Below are 16,171 nucleotides of genomic sequence, written 5' to 3' on the forward strand. Positions count from 1 at the left end.
TCGCTGATAAACGACTCTTCTGGTACGCCGAGGCGCCGGCCACCTGTCCCGCACTTATCAACCGCTTATACGCTGATATTTCCGCTTTTACAAGATCTTGTCAGCTCCCAGAACGCGGTGTTACCTCTTGCGAGATGCGCGAACCCTGCGCATCCCTGGCACGCAGGAGGGAAAACGTGTCGACCAAGTCCTGGTTACGCAGCACACTCATCGTCACGGCGCTCACCGCGTCGATCCTCCCCCTCGCCGGGGCCGCCCGGGGCGAACCCGGCGGGCAGGCCCCCGAGCTGCACGACTTCCAGGCGGAGCACTCCGAGAAACCGGACGTGGACAACCGCCAGGGCCGGGTGGCGCCCCCGGCCAGCCTGCGCCTCGCCGGCCCCGCCGGCAAGATCCGCTGGAACGCTCTCGGCACCCCCGCCGCCATCGTCAGCGCGGAACCGCTGGCCGAGGGCCTCGGCTCCGACCCCGCCCAGGCCGCCCGCGCCTACCTCAAGGCCAACGAGGCCGTCTTCGGGCTGACGGCCGAGGCCGTGGACGCGCTGGAGACGGTCGCGGTCAACCCGATCGGCGCGGGCGCCGCCGTCCTGCTGCGGCAGCGCTTCGGCGACCTGCCGGCCGGCGTGGACGGCCTCGTCGCGATCGGCGTGTCCGGCGGCCAGATCAGGCACGTCACGTCCTCCCTCTCGCGCCGGACCGAGGCGCCGCCCGCCGCCCGGATCACCGCGCAGCAGGCCATGGAGATCGCAGCCAGGGACGGCGGCATCGACCTGGCCTCGGCGGTCACCAAGCAGGCCACGCCGGTGGCGGTGCCCGCGCCCGACGGGGTGCACAGCGCGTACCAGGTGGTCCTGATCGGCGGCGCCAGGGGCGCCGAGGCGGGCTTCACCACGCACGTGGACGCGGTCAGCGGCGCCGTCATCACCCGCGAGAACCTGGTCGACCACCACCAGGACCCGGACAACCCGCGCTGGGACGTCTTCCCGGCCAACCCGCCGGGCGACTACTCCTCCAGGGACACCCGCCAGACCTGGTGCCACGCCCCCGGCCCCCGCTGCGACGAGGCGACCGGCGGCGACCCGGCGACCGGCAAGCCGTGGGACGTCGACCACGTGACGAACGAGCCCACCTTCACCAGCCTCGGCAACGCGGCCAGAACGTTCGAGAACCGGGCCAGCGGCGACCCGTTCACGGTCGGCACCCGCCCCAACGTGCTCACGCCCAGCAGGAACTACCAGTACCCCTGGAAGAACACCTGGTACGAGGCCAAGTGCGACCCGGCCGTGTTCGATCAGCCGGGCGAGGCCGACCTCGAAGCCGCCATCGCCAACCTGAACGCCATGCACAACCGCATGCACGACTGGTCCTACCGGCTCGGCTTCACCGAGACCGCCTGGAACATGCAGGCCGACAACGGCGGGCGCGGCGGCCTCGGCAACGACCCCGAGCAGGGCAACGCCCAGGCAGGGGCGCGGATCCTGACCGTGCGCGACAACGCCAACCAGATCACCGGCCCCGACGGGACGGCGCCGATCACCAACATGTACCTGTGGCAGCCGATCGCCGGGTCGTTCTACTCGCCCTGCGTGGACGGCGACTACGACATGTCGGTCATCGGGCACGAGTACACGCACGCCATCTCCGGCCGGATGATCGGCGGGCCCAACGCCGGCTGGAGCGGTCCGCAGGCCGGGGCCATGAACGAGAGCACCTCCGACCTGTTCTCCATGGAGCAGCTCTTCGAGTATGGCTACCGCCCCGCGGGCGACACCCCGTACGTCACCGGCGGTTACGTCACCGGCGACAAGTCGCGCGGCATCAGGAACTACGACATGTCGAAGTCGCCGCTGAACTACAGCGACCTCGGCTACGACATCGTCGGCACCCAGGTGCACGCGGACGGCGAGATCTGGTCGGCCACGCAGTTCGACGTGCGGGCGGCCTTCGTCAAGCGGTACGGCCAGGGCTCGGCCAGGCAGCAGCTCTCGTGCGCGGAGGGCAGGACCCCCGTGGACAGGTGCCCGGGCAACCGGCGCTGGGCGCAGCTCTCGTTCGACGCCCTGCTGCTGATGGCCTCGGGCGCGGTCGACTACGTCGATCACCGTGACGCGCTGCTGGCTGCGGACATGATCCGCTTCGGCGGGGCGAACCAGGACATCATGTGGCGCGCCTTCGCCGAGCACGGCCTCGGCTCGACAGCGGCCAGCAACGGCCCCGCCGACGCCGACGCGACGCCCAGCTTCGTCAACCCGGCGGGCAAGAACGGCTCCCTGCAGCTCAAGCCGCTGGGCGAGGCGAAGGACGCGGCGCTGCGGCTGTACGTGGGCGACTACGAGGCCCGCGCCGTCCCGGTCGCGGACACCGACCCGGCGACCGAGCTGGGCGACACGGTCGAGATGACGCCCGGCCTGTACGACTTCGTCGTCGTGGGCGCCGGCTTCGGCCACAAGCGGCTCAAGTACGCGGTCGTCCCCGGCGTCAAGCTGCCGCTGCCGCTGGTCCTGTCGCGCAACCTCGCCTCGGCGGCGAACGGCGCGGCCGCGACGGGCGACGGCGTCAACCAGGCCCTGCTGATCGACGACACCGAGGCCACGAACTGGGCCTCCCGCACCGGCGCCCCCGCCGGCAAGTCGGTCGTGGTGGACCTGGCGGGCGACGAGCCGGTCAAGGTCCGCAGGGTGCAGGTGAGCGCCATGCTGCGGCCCGGCACCGACCCGGCCGACCCGGGCACGCAGAACCGCTTCTCCAGCCTGCGCTCCTTCGAGGTGCTCGCCTGCAGCGCGAACTGCGCCGACCCGGCGAGCTTCACGAAGATCTACACCAGCAAGGCCGACGCGTTCGACACCACGCTGCCCCGGCCGCGCGGCGCGGACCTGCTCATCAAGTCGTTCGACGTGCGGAGCACGAGTGCCACGCACCTGATGTTGCGGGCGCTGACCACCCAGTGCACCGGCAACCCGCGCTACGCCGGCGAGCAGGACCACGATCCGAACTCGGCGACGGACTGCGGCACGGCCAGCCCGGTCAGGGAACACGTCAGGGCCGCGGAGTTCCAGGCGTTCTCCCACTGATGACCTGACGTCCCGTTGAGGGCCGCCGTCCGCGCGACGGCGGCCCTTCTCTTGCGGCGTCAGACGGTCAGCCGCGTACGACGCGCTCGTGATCAGCCCGATCACCCGCATCGAGGCGGTCACCGGCGACCGCGGCGGCACCGAGCTGCTGCGCGACGCGCGGACGGCCGGGCGCAGGTCGGAGCGGTCGAAGGCCACGTTCCGGGCTGCGGGCCGATCTGCTGCTCGTGGACGGCGACCCGACCACGGACATCACCGCCACCCGCGCCATCGCCGGTGCGGCGCAACGGCGTGCGGCAGGGTGCGTGCTGAGCGCCGGCGCGCAGCAGAACGGGGCTGAGGCCCCCACCGCCTCAGCCCCGTGGACCCGCTAGTAGATGCGGTACTTCTTGCCGCAGTTGTCGAACTTGCCGGCCCAGCAGGTGAAGGTGTAGACCTTCTTGATCCCCTTGCCGCTCCAGGCGCCCACGACCTTGCCGTCCCACGACTTGTTGAACTTGTGCCAGGAGCCGTTCTGGTAGTACTCGAACCACACCCAGCCCTTCTTGCCGCCGACCTTGTCCACGCCGTACCACTTCGTGAACACCTTGCCGCCCGAGGCCCAGGTCTTGCCGTAGGTGTAGGCCTTACGGTCGCTGGAGAAGAACTTGCCCCACTTCACGACCGTGACGGTGCTCGCGGTGGTCGTGGTGGTGGTCTGCGTGGCGGCCTGGGCGGCGGCCGGGCCGAGCGCCAGACCGGTGACGGCCATCGAACCGGCCAGAGCGGCGATCGTGAGGGTCTTACGCATGATCGGGTTTCCTCCCCCTTGTCGGTGCTGCCGGGGTTTGTTCCGGCAGCAAGGACACTACGGAGAGCTCAAGCGATCATCTGTGCAGGAATCCACAGATCAGCGGTGACGAGGGACACATCTCAGCGCTTGACCGAGATCCGGTCCACGGCGAACGGGACGTACGCCGGGCCCGCCGTTCTGGCCTGGGCGTCCGCGCTCTGGCCGCACGCCGCCAGGATGAAGTACGCGCTGCTGGCGTAGTCGATCGGGTGCGGCACGACGCTGCCGTTCTCGTCCAGGCTCTGGTACTTCGTGCGGTTGACGCCCATGGAGAGCTGGCGGGTGCCGTCCTCACGGATCATCGACTCCGTGGCCATGCCGAACACGCCGCCGCTGTGCCCCCAGAACCGGCCGCACGGCAGGTCGAAGTAGTACAGGCCGAGGCCGTAGTTCAGCACGCCGCCCGCCAGCACGGGCACCGTCTTCTTCATCTCGGCCAGCTCCGCCTCACCGATCAGCTCGCCGCCCAGCAGCGCCCGGTAGAAGCGGTTGAGGTCGTCCATCGTGGAGACGATCGAGCCCGCCGTGGTGATCCAGGTGGGGCTGTAGACGCTGTAGTCGCGGGGCGGGTCCACGTAGCCGAACAGCGACTCGTACGCCTTGGAGTGCGGGCCGGGGATGTGCGGCGTGCGCGGGAAGGAGGTGTGCCGCAGGCCGGCCTTGCGGATGACGTTGCGGGTGATGTAATCCTCGGCGCGCATGCCCGTCACCTTCTCCAGGAGCAGGCCGGCGACCAGGTAGTTGGTGTTGGAGTAGACGCCCGGCGTGGTGCCCGGCTCGCCGGTCGGAGCGGCGTCCAGGCCCAGGCGTACCAGCTCCTCGCGGGTGAAGGAGCGGAAGCGGTTGTCGTCCAGGCTCTGCGCCGAGCCCACCAGCAGGGAGGGGAACGCCGGGCCGACGTGGTCGGCGATGTGGCTCGTGTGGTTCAGCAGCATCCGCACCGTGATCCGCTCGCCGCGCTCGCCCGGCACCAGGTCCGGCAGGTAGCGGGCGATCGGCGCGTCCAGCTCCACGGTGCCGCGGGCGACCTGCTGGAGCACGGCCACGGCGGTGAACGTCTTGGTGATGCTGCCCACCCGGTGCACCATGCCGGGCTTCACGGGGCGGCTCGTGGCCACGTCCGCCACGCCGGAGGCGCCCTGCCAGGTCTGCGCGCCGTCGCGGACCTGGGAGTAGATGCCGTACATGCCGGCCTCGTGCACCGCGTCCAGCGCCTGCCGCAGCGCCTGCCGGTCCAGCCCGGTGTCCGCGGTGGCGGGTGCGGGGGCCGCGGCGAACAGCACGCCGAGCGTCGTCGCGGCGACCGCGAGGAGGCGGGAGGTGCTCTTTCCAGACACTCGCATCTTCATGCCGCAAGCATCGTGGAACGCGGGCACACCGGGGCAGTCGTGCCTGTCACCTTCTCCATATGACAGGAGTCATCCATCGTGTCGATCTCCGCCCGGAGGTTGACAGCGGGGCGGCCGGAGCGGGCAATGACAAGTACGCTTCATGCCACCTGCATCGGCTGGCTCGCGCCAGGAAGGACACTGCGGATGCCCCACGCGGCGAGGCCCACGGTCACGCTGCACGACGTGGCCGCGGCGGCCGGCGTCTCCGTCGCCACCGCCTCCCGGGTCCTGGGCGGCAGCAGCAGGAAGGTGGCGCCCGAGTACGAGGCCCGCGTGCTGGCCGCGGCGGCGGCCCTGCGGTACACGGTGGACGCCTCGGCCAGGGCGATGCGCCGGGCCGGTGACTCGATCGCGCTCGTGGCCGACGACCTGACCACGCCGTCGATGGGCATGGTGGTGGCCGCCATGGAGCGCGAGGCCCGTACGGCGGGGGCGTTCGTCACGGTGTCGTCCACCATGGCCGCCTCCGAGCGGCAGGCGGAGACCGTCCGGGTGCTGCGCTCGCTGCGCCCGCGCGCGCTCGTGCTCACCTCCAGCCGGTACCTCGGCGACGAGCGGCTGGCCAGGGAGCTGGCCGCGTACGAGCGGGAGGGCGGGCGGGTGGTGATCGTCGGCCACACGGACCTGACCTACGACTCGATCAACCTCGACAACCACGGCGCCGGGTGGTCGATGGGCGCCTACGTCGCCGGGCTCGGGCACCGCCGGGTGGTCGTCCTGACCGGCGGCCCGGAGATGCGCAATATGGCCGATCGCACGGCCGGGTTCGTCGAAGGGCTGCGTGCCGGAGGCGTCGCCGAGCGCGCGATCCGGATCGTCGCGTGCCCGGTCAACCGGCAGGGCGGCTTCGAGGCGGCCCGGCGGCTGGCCGCCGATGGGGTGGCGGGCGGGACGGCGGGCGGGCAGGCGGTGCTGGCCACCAACGACACGCTGGCCATCGGGGCGCTGGCGGGATTGCGGGAGTCGGGGCTGCGCGTGCCCGATGACGTCTCCGTGACGGGGATCGACGACATCCCGCTCGCCTGCGACGTGACGCCGCGCCTGACGACCGTGGCGTTGCCGCTGGCCGAGTGGGGGGTGGCGGCGATCCGCTTCGCGCTCAAGGAGTCGGCCGAGCCTCGCCGGCTGGTGCTCGAAGGCCGACTGATCGTCCGCGACAGCACCCGCGCCCGGCCGTAGCCGGTCCGCGACAGCACCCGCGCCCGGCCGTAGCCGGTCCGCGACAGCACCCGCCCCCGGCCGTAGCCGGTCTGCGACAGCACCCGCCCCGGGCCGTAGCCGGTCTGCGACAGCATCCGCGCCAAGCGCCGCGCTCTTGACGCTCCCGCAACGGACGTGCAAACCTCGGAATACGTTTTCCCGAGACGCCCCCAACCCCCTGACCTCGCAGTAAGGAACATCTTGTCTCAACGCACCTACCGGGCCGCGATCGTCGGCACCGGTGCCATCGCCCACGCGCACGCCCAGGCCGTGCAGGCCGCCGGCGGCCGGGCCGAGCTGGTGGCCGTGGCCGACGTGGACGCCGGGCGGGCGCGCGAGTTCGCCGACAAGTACGGCGTGCCGCACGCGTACGGGAGCGCCGAGGAGCTGCTGGACGCGCAGGAGCTGGACCTCGCGCACCTGTGCACCCCGCCCGCGCTGCACACCCCGATCGCCCTCGCCTGCCTGGAGGCCGGGGTGACGGCGCTGGTGGAGAAGCCGCCGACGCTGTCGCTGGCCGAGCTCGACACCCTGATCGAGGCGGAGGGCCGCTCCACCGCACGCGTCGCCACCGTGCTGCAGCACCGCTTCGGCCCCGGCGCCGTACGGCTGCGGCGGCTGGCCGGTGCGGGCACGCTGGGCCGGGCGCTGCTGGCCACCTCCACCACGCAGTGGTACCGGGACGAGGCGTACTACGCGGTCCCGTGGCGCGGCACCTGGGAGTCGGAGGGCGGCGGCCCGACGATGGGGCACGGCATCCACCAGTTCGACCTGCTGCTGTCGGTGCTCGGCCCGTGGAGCGAGGTCACGGCCGTGGCCGTGCGGCAGGCGCGCGAGGTGGACACCGAGGACGTGTCGATGGCGCTGGTGACGTTCGAGAGCGGCGCGGTCGCGTCCGTCGTCAACTCGGTGCTCTCCCCGCGCCAGACCTCCGAGCTGCGCTTCGACTACGAGCGCGCGACCGTCGAGGTCGAGCACCTGTACGGCTACACCGACGACGACTGGACGATCACCCCCGCGCCCGGCCACGACGCCCTGGCGGAGCTGTGGGGGCAGGACCGCAGCAGCGACTCCAGCGGCCACGGCGGCTGGTTCGCGGCCGTGCTCGACGCCCTCGACCAGGGCCAGGCGCCGCCGGTCACGACCGCCGACACCCGGCGGACGATGGAGTTCATCGCCGCCCTGTACGCCTCCGCCTTCACCGGCGAGCGCGTCCGGGCCGGGCAGATCACCGCGGACGACCCGTTCGCCCTGCGCATGGACGGCACGGGCGCCCCTTGGAGGAAGCAGCAGTGAACCTGCAGGCCACCCACGCCCTCGGCCGCTCGGTCACCGTCGCGGCGGGCGACGTCGAGCTGTTCACCTACGTCTACCGCCCGGACACGCCGGTGCTGGAGTCGCCCAAGCCGTACCTGCACCCGATCCGCACCCGTGGCGGCCGGCTGGTGTCGCTGTTCAGGCCGCACGACCACGTCTGGCACAAGGGCATCGCCTGGTCGCTGCCGTGCGTGGGCGAGCACAACTTCTGGGGCGGGCCCACGTACGTGCGGGGCCAGTACGTCCAGCTCGACAACAACGGCAGCGCCACCCACCGCGAGATGACCACGCTGGAGGTCGAGGGCGGTCGGGCCGAGATCGGGCACGCGCTCGACTGGACCGCCCAGGACGGCGCGCCCGTCATCGAGGAGCGGCGGGCGCTGACCGCGACGCTGGTCGACGACGGCACCTGGGCGCTCGTCTTCGAGACGGCCATGCGCAACGTGTCCGGCGCCACCATCGACTTCGGCTCCCCGACCACCAAGGGCCGCGAGAACGCCGGGTACGGCGGCCTGTTCTGGCGCGGGCCCCGCTCGTTCACCGACGGTGTCATCCAGTCGCCGGACGGCGCGGGCGGCGACGAGCTGCGCGGCAGGCGCGCCGAGTGGTTCGGCTTCCGCGGCAAGCACGACGAGACCGGCGACGGCTCGACGATCGTCATGGTGGACGACGCCGCCAACCCGCAGCACCCGCCGCAGTGGTTCGCCCGCACCGAGAGCTTCGCCTGCCTGAACCCCGCGCCGTTCTTCAGCGAGGAGGTGCCGCTGGCCGACGGCGACACCATCCGCTTCCGGTACGCGGTCGTGATCGCCGACGGCGACCGGGGCGAGGAAGGCTGCGCGGTGCTGGCCGGGCAGGGCAGGGACGCGCTGCTGTGACCTTCACCGCGACCTTCCCCGGCGGCACGTCGATCAGCCGGCTGACCGTCTACACCGGGGCCTGCTCGGACGGGCTGGAAGGCGGCACGCCGCACCTGCACACGGCCTCCACCGAGGCGTACGTGGTGATCGGCGGGCGCGGCACGCTGCAGACCCTCGACCTGAACGGGCTCAGGGAGACCGAGCTGGGCCCCGGCTCCACCGTGTGGTTCACTCCCGGCACCATCCACCGCGCGGTCAACCGGGGCGGGCTGGAGGTCGTCGTGGTGATGTCGAACGCCGGGCTGCCGGAGGCCGGTGACGCGGTGATGACATTCCCGCCGGAGATCGTCGCCGACGCCGGGCGTTACCGCGAGGCCGCGGCCCTGCCGCCCGCAACCGCAACCGCGACCGCGACCGAAACGGTCCAGGCGGTCGAGGCGGCGGTCGCGCGGCGGCGGGAGCTGGCCGTGGCGGGTTTCCACCTGCTCGCCGAGGGCGGCCCCGAGGCGCTGCGCCGCTTCTACGACAGCGCGGTCGCCCTGGTCCGGCCGAAGGTGGCGGGCTGGCGGGAGACCTGGGAGTCGACGGTCGCCGAGCAGGCCAGGCACACCGCCGAGGTGCTCGACGCCCTGGAGCGCGGCGACGGCGCGCACCTCCAGCGCTCGGCCCTGATGGAGAGCCCGCCGCAGGAACGCTGGGGCATGTGCGGTCACCTGCGCGCCCACGACGTCGCCCATCCTGTCGTGCGCACCCCCGGCCCGAGCTGACCGGCGCAGCGGCGGACGCGGTGACACAATGACCGCCATGGACGAGGGGCCCGCTCCCACCCTGCATGACGTCGCCCGCGAGGCGGGGGTCTCCGTCGCCACCGCCTCCCGGGCGCTCAACGGCAGCGCCCGCAACGTCAAGGCGGAGAACGCCGACCGGGTCCGCGCGGCGGCCGACCGCCTCGGCTACCAGCCGCACCTGTCGGCCCAGGCCATCGCCAAGGGCTCGACCAGGACGGTCGCGCTGGTCGTCCGCGACGTTGCCGACCCGTACTTCTCCTCCATCGCCGCCGGCGTCGGCCAGGCGGCGGAGGCCGACGGGCTCATCGTCACCATGGCGGTCGCGGGCGGCTCGCCCGAGCGGGAGCTGGAGCTCGTCAGGACCCTGCGCGGCCGGCGCCCCCGCGTCATCATCGTCACGGGCAGCCGCATCGACGGGGCGGGCACCAGGGACGAGCTCATCGACGAGCTGGAGGCCTACCGCATGGAGGGCGGGCGGGTCGTCCTGATCAGCCAGCGCGACCTGCCCTTCCGCACCGTCACCATCGACAACAGGGGCGGCGCGGCGGCCCTGGCGCGCGCCCTGCTCGGCGCGGGCTACCGGCGCTTCGCCGTGCTGCACGCGCCGCCCGAGCTGCGCACCTCGCGCGAGCGGCACGAGGGGTTCCTGTCCGCGCTGGAGGGGGTCCCGGCGCCGCTCGCCGTCGAGACCGGCTTCACCCGCGACGGCGGCTACGAGGCGGCCCGGCGGCTGGTGGAGCGGGGGATCGGGGACGTGGAGGCGGTGTTCGCGGTCAACGACGTGATGGCGATCGGCGCGATGACCGCCCTGCGCGACGCGGGGGTGCTGCCGGGGGCGGACCTCGGGGTGGCGGGGTTCGACGACATCGCCTCGACGGTGGACGTCGTGCCCGCGCTGACCTCGGTGACCGTGCCGCTGCGCGAGGCGGGGCTGAGCGCCGTGCGGCTGGCGCTGGCCGACGACGGGCGGGCCGAGATCAGCCTCCCTGCCACCGTCGTGCTGCGGGAGAGCACCCCGCCGCGTAATCAAGGTGTGGGCCGGCGGCCCGCTCCGGCAAGATCGCGGGCATGGACTTCGCGGAGCTGATCCACCAGGCGCAGGCCGCCCCGTTCGAGGGCTGGGACTTCTCCGTCCTGCGCGGGCGCGTCACCTACGACGGCGCGCTGCCCTGGGACTACGAGCGCCTGGCCAGCGACCACCTCGCGACCGCCACCTCCCTCCTCGACCTCGGCACGGGCGGCGGCGAGCTGCTGGCCTCGCTGGCCCCGCTGCCGCCCCGCGCCGCCGCCACCGAGGGGCACCCGCCGAACCTGCCGGTCGCCAGGTCCCGCCTGGCGCCGCTGGGCGTCGAGGTCGCCGCGCACCCCCGGGCGTTCCCCGGTGACTGCTTCGACCTCGTGCTCAACCGCCACGAGCGCTACGACCCGGCCGAGGTCCGGCGCCTGCTCGCGCCGGGCGGGACGTACCTCACCCAGCAGGTCTCCGGCCGCGACCTGGAGGAGCTGAACGCCGCGCTCGGCGGCCCCCCGCACCCGGACCGCGACTGGGATCTCGCGGCGGCGGCGGCCGGGCTGGGCCTGCGGATCACGTGGAGCGCGCAGGGCTCCTTCACCACCACGTTCCACGACATCGGCGCGCTGGTGCTGTTCCTGCGAGCCGTGTCCTGGCAGGTGCCCGGTTTCGAGGTGAGCGCGTACGAGGAGCGGCTGCGCGCCCTCCACGAGGACATGATCCGCGGCCGCCCGCTCAAGGCCACCGCCCGCCGCTTCGCCCTGCTGGCCGTCGCGCCGTAGGGCCCGCCGAGGCGTTGTGGCGGATGCGGCACTCGCCCACCTATGCCCGATGTGTCCGCCCCGCCGGGAAGCCTTTGTTCCACCAAGGTTCAAAGATCGTCATCTGCGGATGGGTTTTCCTCACCCTGAGCGGGGGCCATACCGGTGGCCTATCGCCCGCAGGGATGCGAGGCTGCCCGCAACCGCCCCGGTCCTCCTGCGAACGGGTGGCCGGGGTGGAGCCCGCAAGTGCACCGAGAGGAGTGCTGCAGATGTCACACGACGCCAGCCGCGTCGCGGCGAAGCGGATCAACGACCACGTGGAGGTCATCCACGCGGACAACCCGGACACGGTGCTGGAGGTTCCTCGCCGCGACTGGGAGGCGTTCACCGCGGCCGTCAAGTCCGGCGCGTTCGACCTCGAAACGCTCAACCGACAGGCCGAGCAGAGCAACGTGGCCTGACCTTCCGCAGCACGACGGCGCCCGCTCTCCCTCCAGGAGGGCGGGCGCTCTCGGATTAAGTTTCTTGAAAGTTTCATCTTATAGATGCGCTGGTCAGATCATTTATTGGCGGATTCTCCGGGCACTTTCTCCGAAACTTTCGGTACAGTCTCGAAATATTCTTGACGGCGCTGCGGACGGCACCTAGAGTCCCGGCTTAATGATCGGGATGAATCTCTCGAAGGTCGCAACCATGACAGCTGTCAACGTGCCGGGCCTCGCGCCCTGGCGGGACGCCGCCCGTACGAGCGCGGAGCGGGTGGAGAGCCTGCTGGCCGAGCTCACCCTCGAGGAGAAGGTCGCCCAGCTCGGATCCGTGTGGATCCAGAGCGGCGAGGCCGGCAACGTCGCGCCCCTGCAAGATCGTTTCTCGGTGGACGGCGGGCTGGAGGAACGGCTGCGCCACGGGCTCGGGCACCTCACCCGCGTCTACGGCACCGCGCCGATCGGCCCCGCCGAGGGGGCGGCGCGCCTGCGCTCACTGCAGGAGCAGGTGATGGCGGCCAACCGGCACGGCATCCCGGCGATCGCGCACGAGGAGTGCCTGACCGGGTTCGCCACGTACGGGGCGACGGCGTACCCGACGCCGCTGGCCTGGGCGGCCACCTTCGACCCCGGCCTGATCGAGCGCATGGCCGGGGCGATCGGCGCCGACCTGCGCGCCGCCGGGGTGCACCAGGGGCTCTCGCCCGTCCTCGACGTGGTGCGCGACTACCGGTGGGGCCGGGTCGAGGAGACGCTCGGCGAGGACCCGTACCTGGTGGGGCAGCTCGGGGCGGCGTACGTGCGCGGCCTGGAGGGCGCCGGGGTCATCGCCACGCTCAAGCACTTCGCCGGATACGCCGCCTCCCGCGCGGGCCGCAACCAGGCGCCGGTCAGCATGGGGCCGCGCGAGCTGGCCGACGTGGTCCTGCCGCCGTTCGAGACGGCGTTGCGCGAGGGCGGGGCACGCTCGGTGATGAACTCCTACACCGACCTCGACGGCGTGCCGGTCGGCGCGAACCCGCACCTGCTGCGCCGCCTGCTGCGCGAGGAGTGGGGCTTCGACGGGACGGTGGTGGCCGACTACTGGTCGATCCCGTTCCTGGCGTCCATGCACGGAGTGGCCGAGGACGTGGCGGGGGCGGGCGCGCTGGCCATGCTGGCGGGCATCGACGTGGAGCTGCCCGAGACGCACGGCTACGGCGAGCACCTGGTGGCCCACGTCCGCGCGGGGCGGGTGGACGAGGCGCTGGTGGACGAGTCGGTGCGGCGGGTGCTGCGGCAGAAGATCGACCTCGGGCTGCTCGACGGCGACCCGGAGGCGCCGCCGTCAGCGGAGGAGCTCGACCTGGACAGCGCGCGCAACCGCCACCTGGCCGTCGGCGTCGCGGAACGTTCCATCGTCCTGCTCGCCAACCCCGCCCGCGTCCTGCCCCTCGACCCCGCGACCACCGCCCGCATCGCCGTCATCGGGCCGTGCGCCGACGACCCGCGCACCTTGCTGGGCTGCTACGCCTTCCCCAACCACGTGCTCGACCGTTACCCGGAGCACGGCACGGGCCTGCCGATCGCCTCCGTCAGCGAGCGGCTGGCGGCCGAGTTCCCGCACGCGGAGCTGCGTCACGCGCTGGGGGCCGACGTGCTGGGCGAGGACCGGTCGGGCATCGCACCGGCGGCGGAGCTGGCCGCCGGGTGCGACCTGGCGCTGCTGTTCGTCGGCGACCGGGCCGGCCTGTTCGGCGGTGGCACCTCCGGCGAGGGCTGCGACGCGGCGGACCTGCGGCTGCCCGGCCCGCAGCCGGACCTGGTGGAGGCGGTGCTGGCCACCGGCACGCCGACGGTGCTCGTGGTGGTGTCGGGGCGGCCGTACGCGCTGGGGGCGTACAAGGAGCGGGTCGCGGGGGCGATCCAGGCGTTCTTCCCGGGCGTCGAGGGCGGCGCGGCGCTGGCGGGCGTGCTCAGCGGCCGGGTGAACCCGTCGGGGCGGCTGCCGGTGCAGATCCCCGCCTCGCCGGCCATCAACCCGTCCACCTACCTGCAGCCGCCCCTGGGCAGGAAGGCCGAGGGCATCACGGTGCTCGACCCGACACCGGCGTACCCGTTCGGGCACGGGCTGTCGTACTCGGCCGTCGAGTACGTCGCCATGACCACCGACTGCACCGAGTACTCCACCGACGGCGAGATCGAGGTGTCGGTGACCGTGCGCAACACGGGGGAGCGGCCCGCCGAGGAGGTCGTGCAGCTCTACGCCACCGATCCGGTCGCGCAGGTCGCCAGGCCCGCCGTCCAGCTCGTCGGGTTCGCGCGGGTGGCGCTGGCGCCGGGGCAGAGCCGGGTGGTCGTCTTCGACGTGCCGGCCGACGCGTTCTCCTACACGGGCGTGGAGCTGCGCCGCATCGTCGAGCCGGGGCTCATCACGCTCGCCGCGGGCCCGTCCGCGGAGGAGCCGCCGCTGCGGCAGGTCATCCGGCTCACCGGCGACCTGCGCGAGCTGTCCGGCCCCCGGCGCCTCACGACCGGAACGCGGCTCCCGGAGGGCTGAGGGCAGGCCCGGTCAGGGCAGCCGCAGCTCGGCGAAGACGCCGCGGTGGTCGGTTCTGGGCACGTCCAGGAAGTCCACCCGGTTCACCGCCACCCGCCGGTCGGCCACCACGTGGTCGATGGAGATGAGCGGCGGCATGGGCCGGAAGTTCGGCCAGGTCGGCGTCAGCCCGGCGCCGACCTGCTCGGCCGCGTCCACGTACCCGCGCCCCAGCAGGTCGCGGAACTCCCGGTGGTCGAGGCTGGCGTTGAAGTCGCCGGCCAGCACCCGCACCACGGACGGCGAGGGTGGGGGGAGGGCACGCAGGGCGGCCGTCCACTCCGCCTCCTTGCGGCCCAGCGGCGGGTTGGGGTGCACGGCCACGACCTCGACCCTGCCGCCTCCGGGCAGTGTCACGGCGGCGGCCGGCATGTTGTGCCCGATCGGCGTGAACAGGTCGGGCAGCTCCGTCACCGGGTACTTGGAGTAGATGCCGCTGCCGGTGATGTCGGCCTCCGCCTGCAGCACCCGGTAGGGCAGGAGCTGCTTCAGCCCGGCCGCGTCCAGCCGCTCGGCCTCGGCGTAGGTCAGCTCAGGAGCGCTGAACACCTCGACGTCGTTGCGGCGGATGTAGTCGACGACGGTCTTCGCCTCGCCCCGGCCGAAGAGGTTGACCGACAGCACGCGCAGCGCCGGCCCCTTGGCGGCGGGCTGCTCGGCCGGGATCGCCCGCGGCACCACGACCGCGACCATCGCCACGCACGCGAGCGCGGCGACGAGCGCGGCCCAGCGGTTGCGCCGCAGCAGCGACACCAGCGCCGTCAGCGCCGCCAGGCCCGCGCCCCACGGCGTCACGGTCATGAGCTGCGTGGGGAAGGAGCCCTGCTCCCAGCCGCCGATCCTGACGACGGCCCACACCGCCAGCAGGACGGCGACCGTCCAGGAGAACCATCGCCTGCGCCGCCTCTTGACCTTCGGCCGCTCGCCGGCCGCCGCCTGCTCGATGCCGACCGCCGCGCTCACGCCGCCGTCCTGTCGTCCCCGGACCGATCCACAGCTTGAACCTTAAACGGCTCGGCGCCGGACAGCGTGACGCCACCTGTGAACGCGCTCAGGTTCGGGCTACGGCTTGCGCCCCACCCCGGCGTACATCCAGGCGGCCTCCTCGGGGAAGAGCGGCTCGTCGTGCCACTTGGAGACCGCCACCAGCCCCGGTTCGAGCAGGTCGAAGCCGTCGAAGTAGCGGGTGATCTGCTCGCCGGTCCGCGGCGTGCGGTGCATCGCCTGCGGCCGGGTGGCCTTCAGGTAGTCCTCGGCCACCCGCGGGGACACCAGGTCCAGCGTCAGGTGGCTGAGCACCAGATAGCTCCCGGACGGCAGCGCCTGCGCGTAGGTCTTGACCAGCCGCTCGGGATCGTCGGCGTCCGGGATGTGCATCAGGATCGCCACCATGACCAGCCCGATCGGCCGGGTGAAGTCGAGGGTGGCCAGCACGTCGGGGTGCTCCAGGATCGAGCGCGGCTCGCGGACGTCGGCCTCGATGTAGGCCGTGCGGCCCTCGGGCGTGCTGGTCAGCAGCGCCCTGGCGTGCGCCATCACGATCGGGTCGTTGTCGACGTAGACCACCCGCGACTCCGGCGCCTGCGCCTGCGCGACCTCGTGCGTGTTGCCCTGGCTGGGGATGCCGGTGCCCAGGTCGAGGAACTGCCGCACGCCGAGGTCGGTCAGGTGCCGCACCGCGCGGCCGAGGAAGGCCCGGTTGTTCCTGGCGCTCTCGCGGATCCCCGGCACCGCGGTCATGGTCTGCTCGGCCACCCGGCGATCGGCTTCGAAGTTGTCCTTGCCGCCCAGCCAGTAGTCGTAGACGCGGGCGGAGTGCGGAATGTTCGGGTTGATGCCGTGTGGTGCGGTCACAGCGACGATCTTAGGTGAA

The 16,171-nt window shown here is 72.7% G+C and carries 13 protein-coding genes; 9 read left to right on the forward strand and 4 right to left on the reverse strand.

Annotated elements, in window-relative coordinates; genetic code table 11:
• The first annotated feature begins 176 nt into the window (after positions 1–176).
• Positions 177–3,071 carry a M36 family metallopeptidase gene (locus tag LCN96_RS13660; RefSeq protein WP_225272976.1) on the forward strand — a complete coding sequence of 965 codons (2,895 nt, stop codon included), beginning with the start codon at positions 177–179 and terminating at the stop codon, positions 3,069–3,071.
• Between the two features lie 370 nt (positions 3,072–3,441).
• Here the strand turns inward: LCN96_RS13660 and LCN96_RS13665 are convergent, their stop codons facing one another.
• A complete protein-coding gene (locus LCN96_RS13665) occupies positions 3,442–3,861 on the reverse strand; it encodes a hypothetical protein (RefSeq protein ID WP_225272977.1) in 420 nt (139 codons plus the stop codon).
• Between the two features lie 122 nt (positions 3,862–3,983).
• Positions 3,984–5,252 carry a serine hydrolase domain-containing protein gene (locus LCN96_RS13670; protein ID WP_225272978.1) on the reverse strand — a complete coding sequence of 423 codons (1,269 nt, stop codon included), beginning with the start codon at positions 5,250–5,252 and terminating at the stop codon, positions 3,984–3,986.
• A 186-nt stretch (positions 5,253–5,438) separates the two neighbouring features.
• Here LCN96_RS13670 and LCN96_RS13675 point away from each other — a divergent pair, with 186 nt between their 5' ends.
• The 8 genes from LCN96_RS13675 to LCN96_RS13710 all read left to right on the forward strand — a co-directional run bounded on the left by LCN96_RS13675 (position 5,439) and on the right by LCN96_RS13710 (position 14,259).
• Complete coding sequence (locus LCN96_RS13675; RefSeq protein WP_225272979.1) at positions 5,439–6,473, forward strand: LacI family DNA-binding transcriptional regulator; 1,035 nt, start codon at positions 5,439–5,441, stop codon at positions 6,471–6,473.
• Positions 6,474–6,695: 222 nt separating this feature from the next.
• Complete coding sequence (locus LCN96_RS13680) at positions 6,696–7,790, forward strand: Gfo/Idh/MocA family protein (RefSeq protein WP_225272980.1); 1,095 nt, start codon at positions 6,696–6,698, stop codon at positions 7,788–7,790.
• A complete protein-coding gene (locus tag LCN96_RS13685; RefSeq protein WP_225272981.1) occupies positions 7,787–8,689 on the forward strand; it encodes a DUF6807 domain-containing protein in 903 nt (300 codons plus the stop codon). The genes LCN96_RS13680 and LCN96_RS13685 overlap by 4 nt, the downstream gene beginning before the upstream one ends.
• Positions 8,686–9,438: a cupin domain-containing protein gene (locus LCN96_RS13690; RefSeq protein ID WP_225272982.1), complete on the forward strand. Its 753-nt coding sequence runs from the start codon at positions 8,686–8,688 to the stop codon at positions 9,436–9,438. The genes LCN96_RS13685 and LCN96_RS13690 overlap by 4 nt, the downstream gene beginning before the upstream one ends.
• Positions 9,439–9,475: 37 nt before the next feature.
• Complete coding sequence (locus LCN96_RS13695; RefSeq protein ID WP_225272983.1) at positions 9,476–10,546, forward strand: LacI family DNA-binding transcriptional regulator; 1,071 nt, start codon at positions 9,476–9,478, stop codon at positions 10,544–10,546.
• Positions 10,528–11,253 (forward strand): class I SAM-dependent methyltransferase, encoded by a 726-nt coding sequence (locus LCN96_RS13700; protein ID WP_225272984.1) that lies wholly within the window; start codon positions 10,528–10,530, stop codon positions 11,251–11,253. Before LCN96_RS13695 ends, LCN96_RS13700 begins: the two co-directional genes overlap by 19 nt.
• 251 nt (positions 11,254–11,504) lie before the next feature.
• Entirely contained in the window at positions 11,505–11,696 is a 192-nt protein-coding gene (locus tag LCN96_RS13705; protein ID WP_225272985.1) for a hypothetical protein, read from the forward strand.
• Positions 11,697–11,928: 232 nt separating this feature from the next.
• Entirely contained in the window at positions 11,929–14,259 is a 2,331-nt protein-coding gene (locus LCN96_RS13710; RefSeq protein ID WP_225272986.1) for a glycoside hydrolase family 3 N-terminal domain-containing protein, read from the forward strand.
• A gap of 12 nt (positions 14,260–14,271) precedes the next feature.
• Here the strand turns inward: LCN96_RS13710 and LCN96_RS13715 are convergent, their stop codons facing one another.
• Together LCN96_RS13715 and LCN96_RS13720 are read right to left on the reverse strand one after the other, a co-directional pair.
• On the reverse strand, positions 14,272–15,261 hold the full coding sequence (locus tag LCN96_RS13715) for an endonuclease/exonuclease/phosphatase family protein (protein WP_225272987.1): 990 nt from the start codon (positions 15,259–15,261) through the stop codon (positions 14,272–14,274).
• A gap of 99 nt (positions 15,262–15,360) precedes the next feature.
• Positions 15,361–16,152, reverse strand: a complete 792-nt coding sequence (locus LCN96_RS13720; protein ID WP_225272988.1) for an SAM-dependent methyltransferase — start codon at positions 16,150–16,152, stop codon at positions 15,361–15,363.
• Positions 16,153–16,171: the final 19 nt, after the last annotated feature.

It is taken from the genome of Nonomuraea gerenzanensis (genome assembly GCF_020215645.1).
Classification (GTDB): domain Bacteria; phylum Actinomycetota; class Actinomycetes; order Streptosporangiales; family Streptosporangiaceae; genus Nonomuraea; species Nonomuraea gerenzanensis.

Excerpts from the sequence above, each read along its gene's own strand:
- LCN96_RS13710 (WP_225272986.1), top strand. The coding sequence starts at position 11,929 with ATGACAGCTGTCAACGTGCCGGGCCTCGCGCCCTGGCGGGACGCCGCC.
- LCN96_RS13705 (WP_225272985.1), top strand. The coding sequence starts at position 11,505 with ATGTCACACGACGCCAGCCGCGTCGCGGCGAAGCGGATCAACGACCAC.
- LCN96_RS13675 (WP_225272979.1), top strand. The coding sequence starts at position 5,439 with ATGCCCCACGCGGCGAGGCCCACGGTCACGCTGCACGACGTGGCCGCG.
- LCN96_RS13670 (WP_225272978.1), bottom strand. The coding sequence starts at position 5,252 with ATGAAGATGCGAGTGTCTGGAAAGAGCACCTCCCGCCTCCTCGCGGTC.
- LCN96_RS13695 (WP_225272983.1), top strand. The coding sequence starts at position 9,476 with ATGGACGAGGGGCCCGCTCCCACCCTGCATGACGTCGCCCGCGAGGCG.
- LCN96_RS13700 (WP_225272984.1), top strand. The coding sequence starts at position 10,528 with ATGGACTTCGCGGAGCTGATCCACCAGGCGCAGGCCGCCCCGTTCGAG.
- LCN96_RS13665 (WP_225272977.1), bottom strand. The coding sequence starts at position 3,861 with ATGCGTAAGACCCTCACGATCGCCGCTCTGGCCGGTTCGATGGCCGTC.